Source organism: Colwellia sp. Arc7-D (genome assembly GCF_003061515.1).
In the GTDB taxonomy this organism is placed as follows: Bacteria; Pseudomonadota; Gammaproteobacteria; order Enterobacterales; family Alteromonadaceae; genus Cognaticolwellia.
This window is the reverse complement of the sequence record NZ_CP028924.1, coordinates 282300-301095: the sequence shown is the minus strand read 5'-3', so window position 1 is coordinate 301095 and position 18796 is coordinate 282300. Positions and strand designations below refer to the sequence as shown.

At 34.1% G+C, this 18796-nt stretch carries 19 protein-coding genes; 12 read left to right on the top strand and 7 right to left on the bottom strand.

Annotation, left to right across the window (positions count from 1 at the left end; genetic code table 11):
- Positions 1-113: 113 nt before the first annotated feature.
- From DBO93_RS01285 to DBO93_RS01275, 3 genes are all read left to right on the top strand, one after another.
- Positions 114-938, top strand: a complete 825-nt coding sequence (locus DBO93_RS01285; RefSeq protein WP_108454714.1) for a patatin-like phospholipase family protein — start codon at positions 114-116, stop codon at positions 936-938.
- A gap of 150 nt (positions 939-1088) precedes the next feature.
- Positions 1089-1895, top strand: a complete 807-nt coding sequence (locus DBO93_RS01280) for a PEP-CTERM/exosortase system-associated acyltransferase (protein ID WP_108454713.1) — start codon at positions 1089-1091, stop codon at positions 1893-1895.
- An 87-nt stretch (positions 1896-1982) separates the two neighbouring features.
- Positions 1983-2219: a ThiF family adenylyltransferase gene (locus DBO93_RS01275; RefSeq protein WP_275403662.1), complete on the top strand. Its 237-nt coding sequence runs from the start codon at positions 1983-1985 to the stop codon at positions 2217-2219.
- A gap of 457 nt (positions 2220-2676) precedes the next feature.
- Here the strand turns inward: DBO93_RS01275 and DBO93_RS01270 are convergent, their stop codons facing one another.
- A complete protein-coding gene (locus DBO93_RS01270; protein ID WP_108454712.1) occupies positions 2677-3744 on the bottom strand; it encodes a glycosyltransferase in 1068 nt (355 codons plus the stop codon).
- 135 nt (positions 3745-3879) lie between these two features.
- On the opposite strand from DBO93_RS01270, the gene DBO93_RS01265 reads away from it, so the two are divergent.
- Genes DBO93_RS01265 through DBO93_RS01250 form a run of 4 tightly spaced genes read left to right on the top strand, consistent with a single transcriptional unit; the run spans position 3880 to position 7676 of the window.
- Complete coding sequence (locus tag DBO93_RS01265) at positions 3880-4983, top strand: glycosyltransferase family 4 protein (RefSeq protein WP_162533691.1); 1104 nt, start codon at positions 3880-3882, stop codon at positions 4981-4983.
- A gap of 31 nt (positions 4984-5014) precedes the next feature.
- Positions 5015-6007, top strand: coding sequence for a hypothetical protein (locus DBO93_RS01260; RefSeq protein ID WP_108454710.1), 993 nt, complete (start codon positions 5015-5017; stop codon positions 6005-6007).
- Positions 6008-6847: a glycosyltransferase family A protein gene (locus DBO93_RS01255; RefSeq protein ID WP_108454709.1), complete on the top strand. Its 840-nt coding sequence runs from the start codon at positions 6008-6010 to the stop codon at positions 6845-6847.
- A 13-nt stretch (positions 6848-6860) separates the two neighbouring features.
- Positions 6861-7676 carry a glycosyltransferase family 2 protein gene (locus DBO93_RS01250; protein ID WP_108454708.1) on the top strand — a complete coding sequence of 272 codons (816 nt, stop codon included), beginning with the start codon at positions 6861-6863 and terminating at the stop codon, positions 7674-7676.
- A gap of 100 nt (positions 7677-7776) precedes the next feature.
- Here DBO93_RS01250 and DBO93_RS01245 read toward each other — a convergent pair whose 3' ends face one another.
- The 5 genes from DBO93_RS01245 to DBO93_RS01225 all read right to left on the bottom strand — a co-directional run bounded on the left by DBO93_RS01245 (position 7777) and on the right by DBO93_RS01225 (position 11634).
- Positions 7777-8613 carry a polysaccharide pyruvyl transferase family protein gene (locus tag DBO93_RS01245; protein WP_108454707.1) on the bottom strand — a complete coding sequence of 279 codons (837 nt, stop codon included), beginning with the start codon at positions 8611-8613 and terminating at the stop codon, positions 7777-7779.
- 83 nt (positions 8614-8696) lie between these two features.
- On the bottom strand, positions 8697-9662 hold the full coding sequence (locus DBO93_RS01240) for a glycosyltransferase (RefSeq protein WP_162533690.1): 966 nt from the start codon (positions 9660-9662) through the stop codon (positions 8697-8699).
- Between the two features lie 31 nt (positions 9663-9693).
- Positions 9694-10794, bottom strand: a complete 1101-nt coding sequence (locus tag DBO93_RS01235) for a DegT/DnrJ/EryC1/StrS family aminotransferase (protein ID WP_108454705.1) — start codon at positions 10792-10794, stop codon at positions 9694-9696.
- On the bottom strand, positions 10791-11240 hold the full coding sequence (locus DBO93_RS19075; protein ID WP_108454704.1) for an acyltransferase: 450 nt from the start codon (positions 11238-11240) through the stop codon (positions 10791-10793). Before DBO93_RS19075 ends, DBO93_RS01235 begins: the two co-directional genes overlap by 4 nt.
- Positions 11230-11634 carry an FdtA/QdtA family cupin domain-containing protein gene (locus tag DBO93_RS01225; protein WP_108454703.1) on the bottom strand — a complete coding sequence of 135 codons (405 nt, stop codon included), beginning with the start codon at positions 11632-11634 and terminating at the stop codon, positions 11230-11232. The genes DBO93_RS19075 and DBO93_RS01225 overlap by 11 nt, the downstream gene beginning before the upstream one ends.
- Before the next feature lie 527 nt (positions 11635-12161).
- On the opposite strand from DBO93_RS01225, the gene DBO93_RS01220 reads away from it, so the two are divergent.
- The 5 genes from DBO93_RS01220 to DBO93_RS01200 all read left to right on the top strand — a co-directional run bounded on the left by DBO93_RS01220 (position 12162) and on the right by DBO93_RS01200 (position 17296).
- On the top strand, positions 12162-13253 hold the full coding sequence (locus DBO93_RS01220) for a GNAT family N-acetyltransferase (protein ID WP_108454702.1): 1092 nt from the start codon (positions 12162-12164) through the stop codon (positions 13251-13253).
- A 97-nt stretch (positions 13254-13350) separates the two neighbouring features.
- The gene (locus tag DBO93_RS01215) at positions 13351-13761 is read left to right on the top strand and encodes an oligosaccharide flippase family protein (protein ID WP_108454701.1); all 411 of its coding nucleotides are present in this window, start codon (positions 13351-13353) and stop codon (positions 13759-13761) included.
- A complete protein-coding gene (locus tag DBO93_RS01210) occupies positions 13758-14858 on the top strand; it encodes an oligosaccharide flippase family protein (protein ID WP_162533689.1) in 1101 nt (366 codons plus the stop codon). The genes DBO93_RS01215 and DBO93_RS01210 overlap by 4 nt, the downstream gene beginning before the upstream one ends.
- Positions 14859-14876: 18 nt before the next feature.
- Positions 14877-16211, top strand: coding sequence for an O-antigen ligase family protein (locus DBO93_RS01205; protein ID WP_108454699.1), 1335 nt, complete (start codon positions 14877-14879; stop codon positions 16209-16211).
- Positions 16212-16213: 2 nt separating this feature from the next.
- Positions 16214-17296 (top strand): acyltransferase, encoded by a 1083-nt coding sequence (locus DBO93_RS01200; RefSeq protein ID WP_108454698.1) that lies wholly within the window; start codon positions 16214-16216, stop codon positions 17294-17296.
- A gap of 48 nt (positions 17297-17344) precedes the next feature.
- Here the strand turns inward: DBO93_RS01200 and DBO93_RS01195 are convergent, their stop codons facing one another.
- Positions 17345-18547 (bottom strand): polysaccharide pyruvyl transferase family protein, encoded by a 1203-nt coding sequence (locus DBO93_RS01195; RefSeq protein WP_108454697.1) that lies wholly within the window; start codon positions 18545-18547, stop codon positions 17345-17347.
- Positions 18548-18796 lie beyond the last annotated feature (249 nt).

The window sequence follows — 18796 nt, the reverse complement described above, 5'->3', positions numbered from 1 at the left end:
TTTCACTCTTTTTTAAAAATTTCACACATTACCTGAACTTAGCATACTCTTTGGCTAGCGATTTCGAAATTATTACCCATAATTAAATAATATAATAGAAGGAGATATGTTTAGTGGCGAATAATATAGTACCGATTTTAGCCGGCGGAGGCACACGTTTACCCGCGCATATTGGCGTACTGCAAGCTTTAGATGATTTGAATATCAATTTTACTCACCTTGTTGGCGTTTCTGGTGGCAGTATCATTGCCAGCTTTTATGCTGCTGGCCTTACAATAAAAAAAATGAAAAAGATTGCTCTAACCACTAATTATAATCAATTTAAAGGCTATTCAATAGTAAGTTTAATTCGTAATGGCGGCTTAAGTTCTGGTGATGTTTTTGAACAATGGGTCGATAAGCATCTAGACGGAAAAACCTTTAACGACCTGGATTGCAATCTTTATATAGTAGCGACTGATGTAAAAACAGGTCGTCCGGTAATTTTTGATCGTAAAAGAACACCCGGGATGAAAGTATCTTTGGCCGTACGTTTTTCTATGTCGATACCACTGGTGTTTAGTTTTAAAAAATTTGGTAGTCACTTAATGGTTGATGGCAGTATTTTATCAGAAGATGCCCTACATAGAGATTGGGCCATGGATGGCACACCCGTACTGTGTTTTCGTCTGCGCGGTGAACATGAATATGACGAACTGAAAACAGATGGTATGTTCCCTATTATCAACTACGTTACTTTACTCATTAGAACCTTTATGACCACGATATCACGCGAATATATCAACGATGCATTCTGGCATAACACCATTATTATCAATGCTGGCCTATCCTCAGCCGTTGATTTTGGTATGAGTGAAGAGAAAAAACTCGAATTATTTGATATTGGTTACCATACTGCAATGGAAATAGTACCAATTAAAACTAAGCATGGTAGCTAAACTCTTAAAAAATAAACATTATTAATAAATACTTAACAAATATATTTCATAATACATACATAAAATGCTAAATTAATTCTACAGCTATCAAAAAATATATTAATGGTTATTACATCTAACCGAATAAAATGCTAAGAAACTGAGAAAATAATGAATTGGAGTAAGAAGTTACTAGACACCCCAGTAATTGGAGGTATAACCAAACGCATTGCATCAATGAAAATTAATCATGATGCGATGAATATTGCTGAGCATTTTACCCAATTCCTACAACCAGAGTTTGCAAGTAATGATGAACTGCGTGATGAAGTTTTCCGTATTCGCCACAATGTATACTGTGAAGAATTAGCTTTTGAAAAAGTAAAAGCTGAAGGCAAAGAACAAGATGAGTTTGACGCTCAATCAATCTTCTCAATGATCAAACATAAACCTTCTAATACCTATACCAGTTGTGTGCGAGTAGTTAAATCAGCGAACGAAACTGAACTACTTCCCATAGAAAAATACTGCTTAGACGCTATACAAAATAAAGAATTACACCCAAGTAACTTTCCACGCCATGAAATAGCTGAAATATCTCGCCTTGCGGTTAAAGCTGATTTTAGACGTCGTAAAACGGATAAATTTAGAGGCTCAGCCATAGGTGCCATTAATGAACCTACTTACTCAGAAACAGAACTACGCTGTTTTCCGTTCATCGCTATCGGCCTATACATGGCCGCAGCGACAATGAGCATGGAAACAGGTGTTAAACATGTTTACGTCATGATGGAGCCAAGACTTGCACGTAGCATGAAGTTTGTTGGAATAAACTTCATTCAACTTGGTGAAGCTATTGATTATCATGGGTTACGTGCACCTTATTATATTAATGCGAGTATATTTATGAATAATTTATCACCTGGCTTCAAATGCCTATATCAAGAAATACAAAGAGAAATTACTAACCAACTTTAATTGAGCTTTCTCAAACTAGCTTTTTTAACTATTATTATTGTCTAATCATTCTCAATACATTTAAGTTTTTAGTAAATAAGGATCCTCATGTTTAACTATGAAGAAGCATTCTCTCGAAATATTGGCTGGGTTACTCAGGAAGAACAACAAAAACTTAGACATACTAAAGTTGCCATAGGTGGCTTAGGTGGCGTTGGTGGCGATCACACAATAGTGCTAGCGCGCTTGGGTATTGGAAATTTCCATATTTCTGATCTTGACGAGTATTTTACTAACAATGCACAAACCAGATATACATTCTTTAAAGTTATAATCATTAAATAACTTAGAAACCCCTATTCTTCTCGCTTCCTGTAATAAAATAATGTCAGGTTCCATGCTAAAGCCGATAGAATCAAGCTCGTTTTTTGACCCTCCACCACCAATATTAGCACTAAGTATTGAAATTTCTGAGCTAATTGATGTAGACGTTGATGCAGAATAAGGTGTGGGTGTAGAAAAATATGAAGCCACACTAGGTAACTGAAAGTCTAAATAATTGAGTGATAACAAAATCAAAAATGAACAAAACTGCAATTGACGTTTTGACAAATAACGCCAGAAAACAAACAAACTAATAACACAAACTAATAACCACCAGCGTGGACCAAACAATAATGCATATTTAGGAATAATCAGTAGTTCATTAGTTGGCCACCAAGGTAACAGCGTAACCAATAAGCACATGAAACAACAAAATATAAAATAAGGCTGGCTTAAGCGCTGCAATATAGAGCGCATGCTATTTTTCATAAAGCTCAGCATATTTTTTAGCACTAGTCTCTAATGAGAAATTCTCTTTAATATAAGAAAAAGCACAATCTCCTAAGGTATTAATTATCTGTGCATCTTCAGCAAAAGAAATGAGTAAACTCGCTAACGTTTTATCATCTCTATAATCGAATAAATGACCTGTTTTACCTTCAATCACTAACTTAGGATTACCGCCAACATTCGTTGCCACAACAGGAATACGATTCGCCATAGCTTCAATAATAACCATAGACAAACCTTCAGTTTCAGATGTTACGGCTAACACATCAAAACTAGAATAAATTTTATCTCTGTCGTTCACCATGCCATGAAAAAACACCTTCACTGGCCAATGCTGTTGTTCATCATAGTCTTGTAAAATAGACAAACATTCACCATCACCAAAATAATGAATCTCCAAGTTCTCTTGTACTGACAAAGGTAATAGTGAGGAAGCCTGCAATAAAGTTATTTGGCTTTTTAATGGGATCATTCTCCCAACTGACCCTACACGTAAAACTGCACTTTCAGGTTTAGCTTTTTCAATGGGCTGTATAAGCACACCATTATCGATTACTGAACTTTGAACTGTCTTCCAGTCATGAGTTTTCTGAAAATTATCAGCACCTTCCTGAGATACAAAAGTGATGGCATCAACAAATTTTTCAGCTTTTAAATGTAACTTAACCCAATGCGAACCAGCTAAAGGTGCAGCACCATGACGTGTATAAATACACTTGGCACTTAAAAAAGGAAGTAAAGGATAAATAAATTTTAACGCATGAGGAGTATGTACATGTATAACATCGCATTTTCTCAATTGTGAAAACACTTTCGCCAACTTAATAAAAAGCGAATGTTTAAAACTAAAAACGGGGGTATTTAACTGATGGCATTCTTGTTCTAGATCCTCACCAGGTTGGCCCAATGAAATAATAACAGGCGCAATATCATTATTTTTTTGAACTTCACATAAATCAATCACAAAGCGTTCGGCACCACCAATCTTTAAACTTCCAACAACATGTGCAACTTTTATCACTACAAACTCATCCATTTTCAACTTATCTAAACTTATTCAGCTAAATCAGTTATATTTATATTGCTCAGTTTCAATGTAGAATAGTAATTGAGTTTTTGTATGATTGATACGTTGAAAATAAATATATCTGACCCAATTCAAGGAAGTAGTATGCCCTCTCAACCCCAATTGAGAATTCTAGAAGTAGTACAAAGTTTAGAAAAAGGAGGTCGAACAAAACGATTTTCAGATACAGTTTTCGGTTTACGAGAACATAATCAGTACGTCATACCACTTTGCTTATCGAAGCCTGAATCATGGGTTGAAATACCTGAACTCCAAATTATTGAACGCCAAAAAACTTCAGCTTGGCAATTAATTACTCGCATTCGACAATTAATAAAAAAACACGACATTCAGCTTATTCATGCCCACTGTGAATTGAGCCAACTTTATGCAGGTATTGCAGGCTTTACTTGCGGCGTTCGTACCATAGGTACTTTTCATCGTTCTGACTTAAGTAAATATCAGCCGAGTAAAGTTAATACATTAATTAAACTTATACTTTCACATTACATTGCTGTTTCACACGATAGAATATCGTTATTAACGCAAAACTTAGCCTTACCCCAGAACAAATGCCACGTGGTTCATGGAGGGGCAATTATTGAAGCAGCGCCCACTGAAGCATCAATTTCACATGCCAGAAGCACCTTGAAAATTCCTGACGAGCAACTTGCCCTATTAAGTCTTGGGCATTTAGGGGTAATAAAAGGACATCAAGATACTATTACCGCACTATCTTCATTGGTCACACATCATCAAAATATACATTTATACATTGCAGGCGATGGTAGTAAAGAAGAAAAAAGCATTTTAGTAAAACTAATAAAACAGTTAAGACTTGAAAGTTTTGTTACCTTTTTAGGGCAAATTAATAACGCCCCCCTTTGGCTCGAAGCCTGTGATATATTCGTACAACCGTCAATTGAAGAAGCATTTGGGCTGGTGTTTGCAGAGGCTGGAGCCAAAAGTAAACCGATTGTTGCCACCAACGTTGGTGGTATAAAAGAAATAATTATTGACAAAGAAACAGGGTATTTAGTCGCGCCAGCTGCACCAGAAAAAATAAGCCAAGCCTTAAGAAAGTTGTTAGAATCACCCGAAGAAAGAAAACTATTTGGCAAAAATGGCTATCAGCGAATATCAACTCAATTCTCGATTGACAGCATGGTAAACAAATACCTCACTATTTTTAACACCGTAGTTAAATAATTTTTATTTGAGCACAGCAATGGATAAAACAATGGACGAAGTCAAAATTACCGTAGTTATTACACCACGAGACCGTTATTCAGGTGTTATCGAGTGTATAGAAAACTTGTACAAAGTTACAACACAACCCTTCTATTTAAAGGTGCTCGACCTTGCTTATCCAGCAAGCATTAAACAACAATTAACACAGCTAATTGCAACCAAAAATAATGCTGAAATTGTTGAAATGGGCCTTATAATTCCAATGGAAGCAATGCGGAATATTCGCGATAAAATTACTACGCCCTATACCATGTTTTTAGATAACGACTCAAATGTAACCGCAGGTTGGGTTGAGCCTTTATTAGAAGTTGCTCAGCAAGAAAAGGCTGCCATAGTTAACCCAGTGACACTAGAAAAAGAAGGTGTTGATAAAGGCGCAGAGCTTAGAAACCACCTTTACACCAATGAAATTCGTGTTGTAGACGTTAAAGGTACTGACTACTTAATAGAAGACAAACATTACCGACGTGCATTACCCGAAGATATTCCAAAAGAAGTACGTCCGTCAGAAATGTTTGAACTCCACGGTGTTTTATTCGAGACTGCATTTTTACAAGCAATAGAAATACCACAAATGGTTATTCGTGAGCATATCGACATTGGTATGCAAGCAAAGAAAATGGGCCGAAAAATTCTAACACAGCCCAAATCAGTCGTAATATTTGACAACCTAGGCACGCGCATGGAACTAGACGACATGAAGTTCTTCTTCTATCGTTGGGGCAGAACACTTACTTGGCAGGCATCACGTTTATTTGAAGATCGCTGGGGCTATAACTTTTATGCGGAACAATCAATGTACCATTGGGTATTCCGTCGCCGTATATTCTTATTTTGTCGCTGGTTGCATATCCCCATAGGTGTGGCTAATAACATTACCCGTGTAGCCGCCAAAATTAAAACCACCTTTAAGCCAGTATGGGATCCTTTAAAAGACCCAATAGGGAAATCTGAAAACTTTTATACCACTAAGGAATTTTAAATGGCAAATACAATAAGCGTAGTTATCCCCTTTTTTAAGCGACAAAAAATATTCGATGAAACAATACAATCTGTATTTGCCCAAACACTCAAACCTCTCGAAATTATTGTGGTTGATGATTGCTCTGGCGGTGACGCAATTGAGTTTTTAAAACAATACGAACCTCAAATTACCATCATTGCATTAGAAAAAAATGTAGGAGTATCAAAAGCCAGAAACATTGGCGTTAAAGCAGCTAAAGGTGAATATATTGCATTTTTAGACAGTGACGATTATTGGAGTGTCGACAAATTAGAAAAACAATATAATTACATGCAAAATCATCCAGAGGTTTCATTAACACATACTGGTTGCAGAGTGTTTTATCCTGACCAAACAGAAAAAACATACATAAAAAAACCACTTAATCTATTATTTACGCATTTAATTAAAAACAGCCATGTTACCCCACCAAGTGTAATGATAAAAAAACAAGTCTTTGAAGATATTGGTGGATTTGACCCAACATTTAGACAAACTGAAGATTACGAATTATCAATGAGGCTAATAACTCAAGGACACCTTATTCATTTCATCCCTGAGGCACTTACGCATGTAAGACTTGGAACGAATGATAAAATATCTTCTAATTGGAAAGGTTTTTTTAAGGGGCATGTTGGCGTAGTCCAACGTTACAAAAAAAATTATGTTAATGAGATTGGAATACTAGGTTATTACTACTGCATTGTTAATTACATTGAAAAAACGGGTTACAAACAAGGTAAAATATTTGGTAAGTTGCTTATATTAATTGCCCGCATATTAAAATTAATATTACCAAAACCAGCGTTGTTTAATTAAGTAATTAGTTGTCATGAATATTAGCGTTATTATCCCTTTCTTTAATGGTTTCGACTTTTTCGCCGAAACCTTACTATCGATAGCGCGGCAAACATATAACGTGCAACAAATTATTGTTATAAATGATGGTGGTGGTCATGAAGCGGAAGAGTTTTTAAGTAACTTTAATGGCATTAAAATAATCAACTTAGAAAAAAACCAAGGCCCTTCAGCAGCTCGAAATATCGCAATAAAGCTGGTAACTTCAGAATGGATAGCCTTTTGTGACGCCGACGATATATGGCAACCATCGAAATTAGAGCAGCAAGTTAAATTTATGTCTGAAAACACTATATTTTCAGCTTGCCACACAGGCGTAACAACGTTTAACCAAGAAGGTGATATTGCAACTTTTATTGACAAGCCTTATGATTTACAACTAAGTGAAGCCATAGAGATAAGCTACGTAACCCCTCCTTCATTATTAATAAAAAAATCGGCATTAGAGCAAGTAAACTATTTTGACACACAATTAAAGTGCTCTGAAGACCATGATTTAACCATCAGAATTCTAGAACAAGGTTACAAAATAGGTTTTGTAAACCAACCTTTAATAAAGGTGAGACGGATGAATCACGGTAACATAACGTCAAATGGCAGAAATATATTAAAAGGTAACCTCCAGCTATTTAAAAAGAATTATCATATATACAAAAGGTACGATGGCGCGAGAACACTTTTTTTATATAGGGCTTTTATGACTGCTGGGGGTAAATCACAAGGACTTGAAAGAAAAATTTTGTTTACCATAGGGAAAGTTATATCATTAACGAATCCACATTTAAGATAAAACTATCACAATAGCTCTTTCCTTATAGGCTAACTAGCCACTTAAAGGGGTTGGGTTACCCCTTTACAATATTTAATCTGCTTTCATGATGCCAATAATTTCATTTATCTAGCAATTGAACGATTATACTTTCTAATTCAATTATTTTGTCTTTAATTTTTTCTTCACTCTTGTCAGATATAAAGCTGGTAATATCAGAAAACTTTGTTTTTTCTTCAATTTTTAAAGCAGCTTGCTCATAATCAATCGCAGTATTATAATCTCTAAATTTAAAACCATCTCCAATAACTTTACTAGATAACTCAATCCAAACATTTGGAATATTTAAAGAATCAGCAACGATAATACCATGTAAAGATGATGAAAGTATTAACTCGCACTCTGCAATCTGTTTTGTAACATTTTGAGCAGAATCCCTAACATCTATTACTGTACATTTATCATCGCCTAGGTACTTTTGCATAGTGTTTAACCAAGGGTGCCCTTGATCAACATAATGAGGAACAAAACCAACAGCGTATTTTTTTATCATTACCTTTTTGATTATTAATTTGTTAGCTAGTAAACCAAAGTCACCTAAAGGTGTAGCATTAGATAAACCAAGATTACTTCTTGTGAATTCACCTCTAACAGCGGCAAAAGAGGCTTTCTCAAAATGCATTTTTTCATTTTTCATAAGCCCTGTACCAAGAAAAACACCTTGAAAATTTGGTGGTATCATTCCAAATAAACTACCTACACCAACAATTTCAGATTTTTCAGGTTTAGACTCAAGGGCGGTAACACCGTAATGCTGAAACAATTCAGGAGTAAATAAATCGCCAAAATTAACTCTTCCTGTCCACCAAAAAGCGTTAACGCCATTATTATATACGCTAGCCTTTGCCCTTATTAACAGCTTAGTACTTTTTCTTTGTACTTTAGTCAAAAATTCCATAATCTAACCTTTAATTCCAAGTTACTATAAACTTCAAGTCTTTAAATGAGCTCATCTAGATATACTTAAATATTGACAACACCTTAAATATATATTTTTTTCATAATACATTTTATCAACAAGATGCACTTTTCTTTTATCGAAAAATTCCTATCATATAAAATGTTGTTTATGAAAAAATTAAAAGTGTATTTTTTGATTGATAATTGGTTACGCAAATTTGATTTGACCCTTCTAGAATGGTTTGTTGCAACCCAAGACTGTAACTTTTCGCTTAATGCTTTATCTACAATCCCTTTTTCTAAAGCTACACCCAAATCAGCAAGATACTGATTAGAAATATGACTTATATTCATATATGGAAGGTATTTTGGCCCAGAAAGATTCTCACCATGAACCCTATACTTTATCGCTATTTCTGATGAAATAGCTGCCTTGCCTGTTAGTAGGCCTCTTATAATATAGGGCGTATCCTCTGTTGGGCATTCTTTATTGAGATCACCATAATAATCATATAGTACTCTCCGAAAGCCGCGCGATGCACCACTGAAGGGTATTCTTTTACCTGATAAGTATTCCTCAAGTGTAAACAGTTTTAATCCTTCATACCCAACTCGTGTTCCACTTGATGTTATATTGCCTTTTTCATCAATTCGTTGGTCATTGAATGATACAAAGGAAACTTCAGAATCGCCCATTATTTCAACTGTTCTGCTAACCCTGTTAGGAAATGATATATCATCACCCGCAGCAAGTAAGATAATATCGCCTTTAGCTATTTTAAGCAGTTTATTTAAATGAGGAACTAACCCCATATTAGTATCATTTTTGTTTAACAGTATAGTTTTATTACCTTGATATTGTTTAATTTCCTCTTTAGCAAGATCAAAAGTAGAATCTGGAGAGTGGTCATCAGAAATAATAAACTCTATGTTCGAATAATCTTGCTCCATAACTCCTTTAATAGCTTCCTTTACATAAGGTTCATGCTTATATAGTAATAATATTAATGAAACTAATGGTTTATTATTTTTTTCTAAACTATTCAACTTACTATCGCCCCTTATTGAATTACCATCTTTATTGGAAGTTATTTAGTACTTCTATTACTCTAATAACTTCTTTTTTTAGCATTACCGGACTTAATGGGATACTTAATACTTCCTGATGTAAGAGTTCAGAAACAGGCCAAACGGTCTTGTTCCATTCTTTATAAGCATCTTGCTGGTGGGGAGGGATCGGATAATGCACTAAAGACTCGATGTCATTCTCCAACATGTAAGCAGCCAATCGTTTACGCTCACTACTCCTAATAACAAATAAATGCCATACGTGGGATTGCATGTCGTTTATATTAGGTAAGATCAACAATGGATTTTTTATGCCATTTTTGTAAGCAAAAGCCACGTCTCGTCTCAGAGAAATTTCAGGATCTAAATGCTTTAATTTAACTCTTAGCATAGCTGCTTGCATTTCATCTAACCGACTATTGATACCTTTATAAATGTTTTTGTATTTTTCATGAGAACCGTAGTTCCTTAATGCAGATATGGTATTAACTAATTCTATATCACTGGTGGTTACTGCTCCTGCATCGCCTAAAGCTCCCAGATTTTTCCCGGGATAAAAGCTAAACCCTGCAGCATCACCTAAGCTGCCTACCTTACGGCCTTTATAAAGTGCACCATGTGCTTGCGCACAATCTTCAATCACTTTAAGGTTGTGTTTTTTCGCTATAGCATTAATTTCATCCATATCATTTACTTGCCCGTATAGATGAACGGTTAATATAGCCTTGGTCTTCTCAGTTAACTTTTCTTCTATTAAGGCATGATCAAGATTGTAAGTGTATTGATTGGGTTCAACTAACACTGGCACCAAACCATTCTCTGATATCGCTAATATCGATGCAATGTAGGTATTTGAAGGTACTATTACTTCGTCACCTTTTTTCATCACTCCCATTTCGATATACGCTCTAAAAATTAAAATCAAAGCATCTAAACCATTTGCAACACCTAAACAATGATTACTGTCACAATACTTCGCAAACTCTTTTTCAAACGCTTTAACTTCACTCCCTAAAATATACCAACCCGAATCTATAACTCTTGCACATGCTTCTTTTAGTTCTTCTTGGTATTGGCTATTAATTTTTTTTAAATCTAAAAATGGGATCATTTTATTACCTCTTTAGCAGGGTTACCAACAACAAGTGAGTGCGCTTTAACGTCTTTAGTAACAACTGCACCAGCCCCTATCATGGCAAATTCACCTATGGTTATACCCGGGAGAATTGTTGCATTAGCCCCAATAGATGCTCCCTGTTTAACCAATGTTTTTAAAAATTCATTAGGATACTGTTTTGACCTAGGGGTTTTATCATTAGTAAAAGTTACATTGGGACCAATGAACACATCATTTTCCAACTTGATCCCATCCCAAAGCTGAACGCCACTTTTAACGGTAACATTATTGCCAACAGCAACATCGTTCTCAATTAAACAATGGGAACAAATATTGCAATTATCACCTATAAGAGCATTTGGAAGAACAATACAAAATTGCCAAACATTTGTACCCTTGCCAATATTTAATGATTGAACATCTGCCAACTTATGAATCATTATTAGCCAACTTTATAAATTCATCATAATTGCGCACATAATCGGTTTCATCATAAATTGCGTCAGCCAAAACAACAAGCACACAATCATCTGAAAAGTCGAACATTTCACGCCACACAAGAGAGTCAATAAAAAGGCCTTGTGATGGTTTATCCAATGGTACTTCAATTTTTTCTTTACCATTATCTAACATAAATCGACAAGAACCTTTCACGACGATCGCTAATTGCTTCAGTTTTCGGTGAGCATGAAAACCTCGCCGAACATCTTTGCTAGTGTTAAACATGTAATAAACCCTCTTAATTTCAAAGGGTATATTTTTATCTTCTTCAAGTGAGACTAGTGCCCCTCTTTCATCCCCATGACTTTGGAACTGTATCAGTTTAATATCCATCTTTAGCATCCATAATTTTCTCTACAGCAACGAAGAGCACTTAAAATTTAACGAGTACATGAAAGTACCATATAGCTCTACTTCCAATAATATTATTCAAATCAATTGTTTCTATACAACGGTAGTGAATACCCAGCCCCAAACTACAGGATTAATATGAGAACAATAAATGAGTCTTCAACTTTGGCCCACAATTGACATTAGTTTTATTAAATATATAGTTATACACATTATATACAGAATAAATAATGAAGAATATAGTCATATTATTAAAACAACTGATTTACTGAAAGTACAATTATGAGCACAATCTAACTCAAGAATAGCAATATCAAATTAATAGTTATTAATATCGATCCGTGGAACTGATATAGTGCTGCCTTCTTTCCTTATTTATCTGTTAACTATGATTAAAACAACTTATTGAAATAAACAGCATTAAATATACTGACAAACTAAACATTTAAGCCAGTACAAAAAACACCTCTCTGCGAAGAGGCGTTCAATTTACGTAAGATACGAAACATATGACAGCTATGATTAACCACAATAATATCAATTTAACGTTAATCACAAAATATGACCAGTTAATTCCTTTACTGTCTAAGTTTAAAAGCCTAAATCCTCCTTCCCCCCTATTTGGCCCCTGTGACTTACTAAACACTTGGTATAGTTGTTATTGGCAAAAGCAATGGGAGATACAATCTTTCGCTTATTACCAAGCCGATAAATTAATTTGTTTAGTACCCTTTTTCATAGAAAAAAGTAAATTCTTTCCCTTTACCAAAACACTATATTTAGTTGGGCAAGGGGAACCTGAACATACTGAAGTCGCGCTTGAGTATTTAGATGTATACATAGAGCCAGGTTATGAGCACACTATTTATCCTTTGCTTATTAAGGAAATAAACAAATTAAATTTTGATCAATGCGTCGTTAAAGCAGTTTTCAACGATTCACATTTAGCTAAAATAATGCCACATATTACAGGTAATTTAACCCAGCAGCACTTTGCACAATACAAGGTTAAAAATACTCAATGGCAATTAGCACAGTTAAGTAAAAATACCCGTTCGCGTATTAATCGCTGCAAAAACCAATTGACTAAACTTAGTGCAACTGCTCGCTGGCTTAATGTCAAAGAATACGACAACACATGGGAGTTACTAAAAAGCTATCATCAAAGTCGTTGGCAAAATAAAGGCAAAATAGGTGCGTTCGCTGCCACTGAATTTAATGAATTCCATAAAGCATTACGTGAAAAAAACAGCAGAAAAATAGCAATGAGCGCGGTTTTTATTGGTGAGCAACCTATCGCCATTCACTATTATTTAGTTACCGATGATACTTACCACTTTTATCAAAGTGGTTGGGACGAACAAAATTATGCAAAATTGTCACCTGGCCTATTTCTACACTATTGGTCGATAACTCATTGTCCTAAAAATAATTACGACTTTATGATGGGTGGTGTAAACAATAGCTATAAAGCAAAATTTAATGCGGATTCTCGTGCTATGTTATCGATTACGGTTGTTAAAAGTCCAATAAAGTTGTTTTTTAGTAAGGCTTTTAATAAGCTCGTTCGCCTATTTTTTTCACCATTTATCGGCAAATAAATGTTATAAACACTTATTACTATAAAAATTGAAGTCAGCTAGCGCATTAACTTTCTTTTTCCTTATAATTATCTGACAAAAGCTACTATACCATTCAATGAAAAAACAATTACTTACTAGCTCGCTATTTCGGTTTCTTGAACGTGGAATTGTCGTAATAACGTCTTTTTTACTTACGCCCTTTTTTATTAATGAATTAGGCAGTACGCACTATGGTTTATGGCTGTTAATTTTATCCATATTAGGCTGGTTTAATGTTGTTGACCTAGGTTTTCCGCAAGCGATACAGCGCCAAATAGTACAAGCTTTAGAGCTAAATGATAAAAAACGCGTGAATGTAATTTTTTCAACGGGCTTGGTACTTTTTACGGTTTTAGGTGGCTTATCTGTTTTAACCTTAGTTGGCTTAACCACAGTACCAGCTATTTTTGGTGTCGAAGGCATAGACCAAATTACCTTAGTCGACATTTTACTCGTGCTGTCAGTCAAAGTGTTATGGGTTTTATGATGAACCCTTTTCATGGTTTTTTTTCCGGTATGTTACGTTTCGATATTGATGCAAACATATCGTCGTTAAACGCGTTAGTAAAAGCAGTTTTGGTATTTTTACTTTTGTCAGATTTAAATATTTGGGGTGCTGTTGTCGCAACACTCGCCAGCGATATATTAACCAACACCCTAAAAATTTATTATGCTAAGCGATTATTTCCCGACCTCAGGTTTAGCCTTAAACTCGCCAGTAAAAAAGAAATAATCGATTTATTTTCCTATTCAAAACACTTGGTTATTAATGGTATTGCTAATACTATTGGCAATAAATCACAACCAATAATTATTACGCAACTATTCGATTTACCATCTTTAACGTTAACGAGTATTGCCAGTAATTTAATTATGCATACGTCGGCATTCATTAGCTCGATAACAGGTGTTTTTTCACCTTTATTTAATAAAAAAGCTGCCCGTAACGAAAATATGGAGTTGCTCTTCAATCAAACGACTACTATTAACTTATTTTCTTCAACTGTGTTATTTTTATCGTTATTTATTTTTGGTAAAGTTTTTATCCTTTTATGGGTTGGGCAAGAATTTGAATACGCAGTAAATCTATTGTACTTAGGTGTTATTTCAGCTTTGTTTGCCACTTTTAGTAAATCCGCTAATACAGTTTTATTTGCACAAGCGAATCATAAATATATCTCAGTTATTACTATTGCGTCGGTGGTTTTAGGACTTACTTTAGCTATAGCTTTAGGCTTGAAATTTGGACTTATCGGTATGGCCGCAGGAGCTGTTCTTAACAGCTTTATTTTTAATATTTTTGCCAAAATAGTATTGTTTAAAAAATACAATAATTTTAATATGCGCGGGCTTTATTTGTGTTTATCAAAATCGGTGCTTATTACCGTTATTTTAGGTATTGCCGGAAGCTATTTATTAGATTATTTAACTGTTGATACTTGGTTAGAGTTTTTATTATCCGCCACGTTAGCTTTGCCTTTTATTGTACTTATATGTTGGGTGTTGTTACTTGATAAGGCCATTAAAAAGACTTTACTAACTTATGCTATTGAACGTATACCTCCGAACTTTAAAAAAAATTGATAAAGGAACTTTAAAGGTATGGCCCGTCACTTCCCAAAAACAGTAGAGAATGACTCTGGATTAGCTTTCTTCTTTTTATTTTTGTATACAGCATCTGTACTTATTCGACCTCATGAAATGTTTTTAGTAAGTATTGAGTGGATAACGATTAAAGTTTTTATAATTATTGCATTTGTATCTACGCTTGCAACCCAAAGACCTCTTAAAATATTGCCTCAACATTGGATGCTTCTTGCATTAGTACCTCTCATTATTATGTCAGGTTTTTTCAATGGTTCTGGGATGATAGGTATTGAACAGTCAGAACGGATATTTATAAGTGCATTAATTCCACTATTTTTATATTCAAACTGTATAACTACGATCAAACGACAACACTTACTCATGATGATCTGCTTGGCTGCAGCTTTATTGATGGTACATAATGGTCATGTTCAACAAACTGGAATTAATGGTGCTGGATGGGCTTTCGATACTTTCTCTGTTGGGTATATAGGCTTAGGTGAACGACGTATAACCTACCTGGGATTTTTTAACGATCCTAATGATATTGGTATGTTTTTAGTAATGAACATTCCCTTTGTTATATATTTCTTTAAAACAGGAAATCCTATTACAAAAATATTAATGCTTCTTGCATTATCTGCACTATTATATGGTGTATACCTAACGGGTTCACGTGGTACAGCTTTAGGTGCAGGCGCGTTAATAGGTGTGTATTTAGTGGTTATGAACGCTGGTCCAAAATTGTTTATTGCCATCGCAGTTCTTGCACCAATAGCAGCAACGGTTGTAGCTTCCCTGCAAAGCAATATAGATGCTTCTGCTGATGGTCGCCTCGAAGCCTGGTATGCCGGAGTACTCATGCTATTACACAATCCTATTTTGGGTATTGGCATGGGTCAATTTCTAGAAGAGCATGGGCTTGTTGCACATAATTCCTATATACATGTTGCTGGTGAACTAGGGGTACCTGGTTATTCCCTTTGGGGTGGCGCGCTAATTTTCACCGTATTAACGGGGTATTTAATTATTCGAGATCAAATAGTTAATAATAAATTAAAAGATATTGAAAAAATAGAAAGATCAGCTGATGAAGCAGCGGAAATACTACTTAATAAAACGTTATTTTTTTCTTTAATGGGCTTTATGATAACCGGATTTTTTATAAGTAGGATGTTTACTTTAATATTGTTTATTTTCTTAGGGATGGCCATTGCTTCACATATGAGATTAATAAAAATAAACCCTGCTTACGCTATAAACTTCACGAATCAACTTGCAATGAGGTCAATGTTGTATTGCTGGTCAATTATTGTTGCCGTTTATATCGCATTAAAGTTAGGTCTTTAATTTTGAATATTAAGAATAAAATTACACTTCGTAATGTAATAGATAGTAAAAATAACAATTTTAATTTAATTCGAATGTTTGCTGCTTTGGCTGTTATTGTTAGTCACAGTTATGCTCTTTCATTAGGTGACAAAAGCCTGGGAGCATTACAAGATTTACTTGGAGTTAGCTTAGGAACTATCGCTGTAGATATTTTTTTTATCACAAGCGGCTTGTTAGTCACTCGCAGTTTATTAGTTCGAACTGATCTAAAGATTTTTATCGTTTCAAGAGTTTTGAGAATATTTCCAGCATTAATTATTTGTGTGATCTTTTGTGTTCTTTTAGGTGCATATCTATCAAGCTTTTCATTACAGCATTATGTTCAAGATCCAGAGTTATTAAATTTTATAATTTATAATTCCACAATTATTGTAACTGATTATCAAGAATTACCCGGTGTATTCTATAACGCGCCATTAGACAGAAGTGTTAACGGCTCACTTTGGACTTTACCGTGGGAACTTCGAATGTATGTTTTGCTGTGTTTAATTGGTGTTTTTTGTGTTTTATTAAAAAAAATAAATATCAAATTTGAAATGCATTCATACATCATAGTGTTAATTGCTATCTGCAGCACCAGTTTATATTTTTATTTTCACTTTCAAGAAAACTTTCATTGGTTTTATTATAAGTTTTTTAGATTTTCATCTGCATTTTTTATCGGTGGAAGCTTATATGTACTGAGGAAATATATTTCGCTGAATATTAAATGGGTATTGGTTCTCATATCTGTACTGTTAATTGCTCTTTTTATCAGTAAAGCAATGTTCTTTGTGGCTTATATTCTTACAATGCCATATATAGTACTTTGTGCTGCATATTTGCCAACAGGTATAATATTAAACTACAATAAACTAGGTGATTTTTCGTACGGCACATATATTTATGCATGGCCAATACAACAAACACTTACGACAATAATAAACCCTATCTCCCCATATGAAATGATTTTTTGGTGTATACCTACCACTATATTTTTAGCTATTCTGTCATGGTATGGTATCGAAAATCCTACAATGAAATTTAAAAAACATTTTGTTTAATAGACCCTCAATCAAAATTCAATAATGATTGAGGGTCTATTAAACTAATTATGAATCAATGCTTTTTGTAAAATTATTAAAGGCTTCATTAGCGATAATTCCTGCTTGATTTTGAGCCTTTATAAATTTATCTTTATGAGAGTCTGATTTATCTAAAAACTCTTCAAGCAACATAATTAATTTTTCACTTTCTTTTATCTGTGACTGCAAGCTTAGTGAATATTCGCTTAACCCTAGCATATCCATCATCGCCTGCATTTTATGTTCATAACTTAAACATATAGCTGGTGTGTGATTATTAATTGCAAATATGACTTGGTGGAGACGAGCAGATATTGCGAAATCAGCTTTTTTGATTATAGCTTGGTAGTCATCTGTATCTAATTGGTCATCAACAATAATACAATTATCTTTAAATTTATCTTCAATTAAAGTTTCAAAATAATTACGATCATCTCTTTCAATCCCCCTGCTATAAGTATGAGGAAGCATAATCACAGTTTTCCCTTTGTTGATAATAATTGATATCACATTTTGATAAAGCTTATCTAACTGAGTTTGGGATTCTTTATTGAAATCTGGGTGCCAATTATCAAACTTGGAAGGTACAAAAACCACAAAGTCTTTAGCTACACCTTTGATTAACGCACTATTGAAATCTTTCTTTGGTGTATTACTGTATACAACATCAATAGCAGGGAAGTAACTTAAACCTAGCATCCCAGCAAGCTCCTGACTTTTTCTTTCCCTTAATCCGTTGAACCTAGATTTTTGCAGATATTTAATGGCATATTGAATAAAAAGTCTATCATCATGAGACTTATTTACAAACTTACCAATTGATCTAGAGTATATTGAATATTTTACTTTTAAAGAATCAGCTAAAGCTAAGCCCCAAAGAACTCGCCAATCTTGATATGCTCCTATTTCTAATCCTCCAGGAGAGAGGATAGCCATATCAGCATTTTTTAAATGTTTGATATATTTAGAGTAGCCAGAAAAACAACTTAGTAGTTTAAATAAAAATGGAAATTTTAAACACATTTTTGTAATTCGCCATAAATTTGGTAAGTGTATATCTATACAATTAACCTTCTCAACTCTATCAAACAAAACATCATGATCTTTAGTGGTAAATAAACATTCAATAACAGCTGTTGGATACTTCTGACTTATAAGAATGACAAGTGCCTTGAAAGCAGCTAAATCACCTTTGTTTTTTGTGGGTTGGTTTAAAATAACAAATTTCATTACTCTGTGGATCCTTGTTTTTTATGATGTTTGTAAATTTGACATATGAGACTTAACTATCATTAGATTTGAATAAGGTTGTCATTACCAAAATTGAATTTTTCTCTAAAATATATAATATAGCCTTACGCCCATAAAACCTTAATAACAATGTTGATCATATCTTCACTAATCAAGATGGGTTTCAATATAATTACAGCAAATATAATACAAAACCCATTCAATATTAACACAATAAATAATTTACCG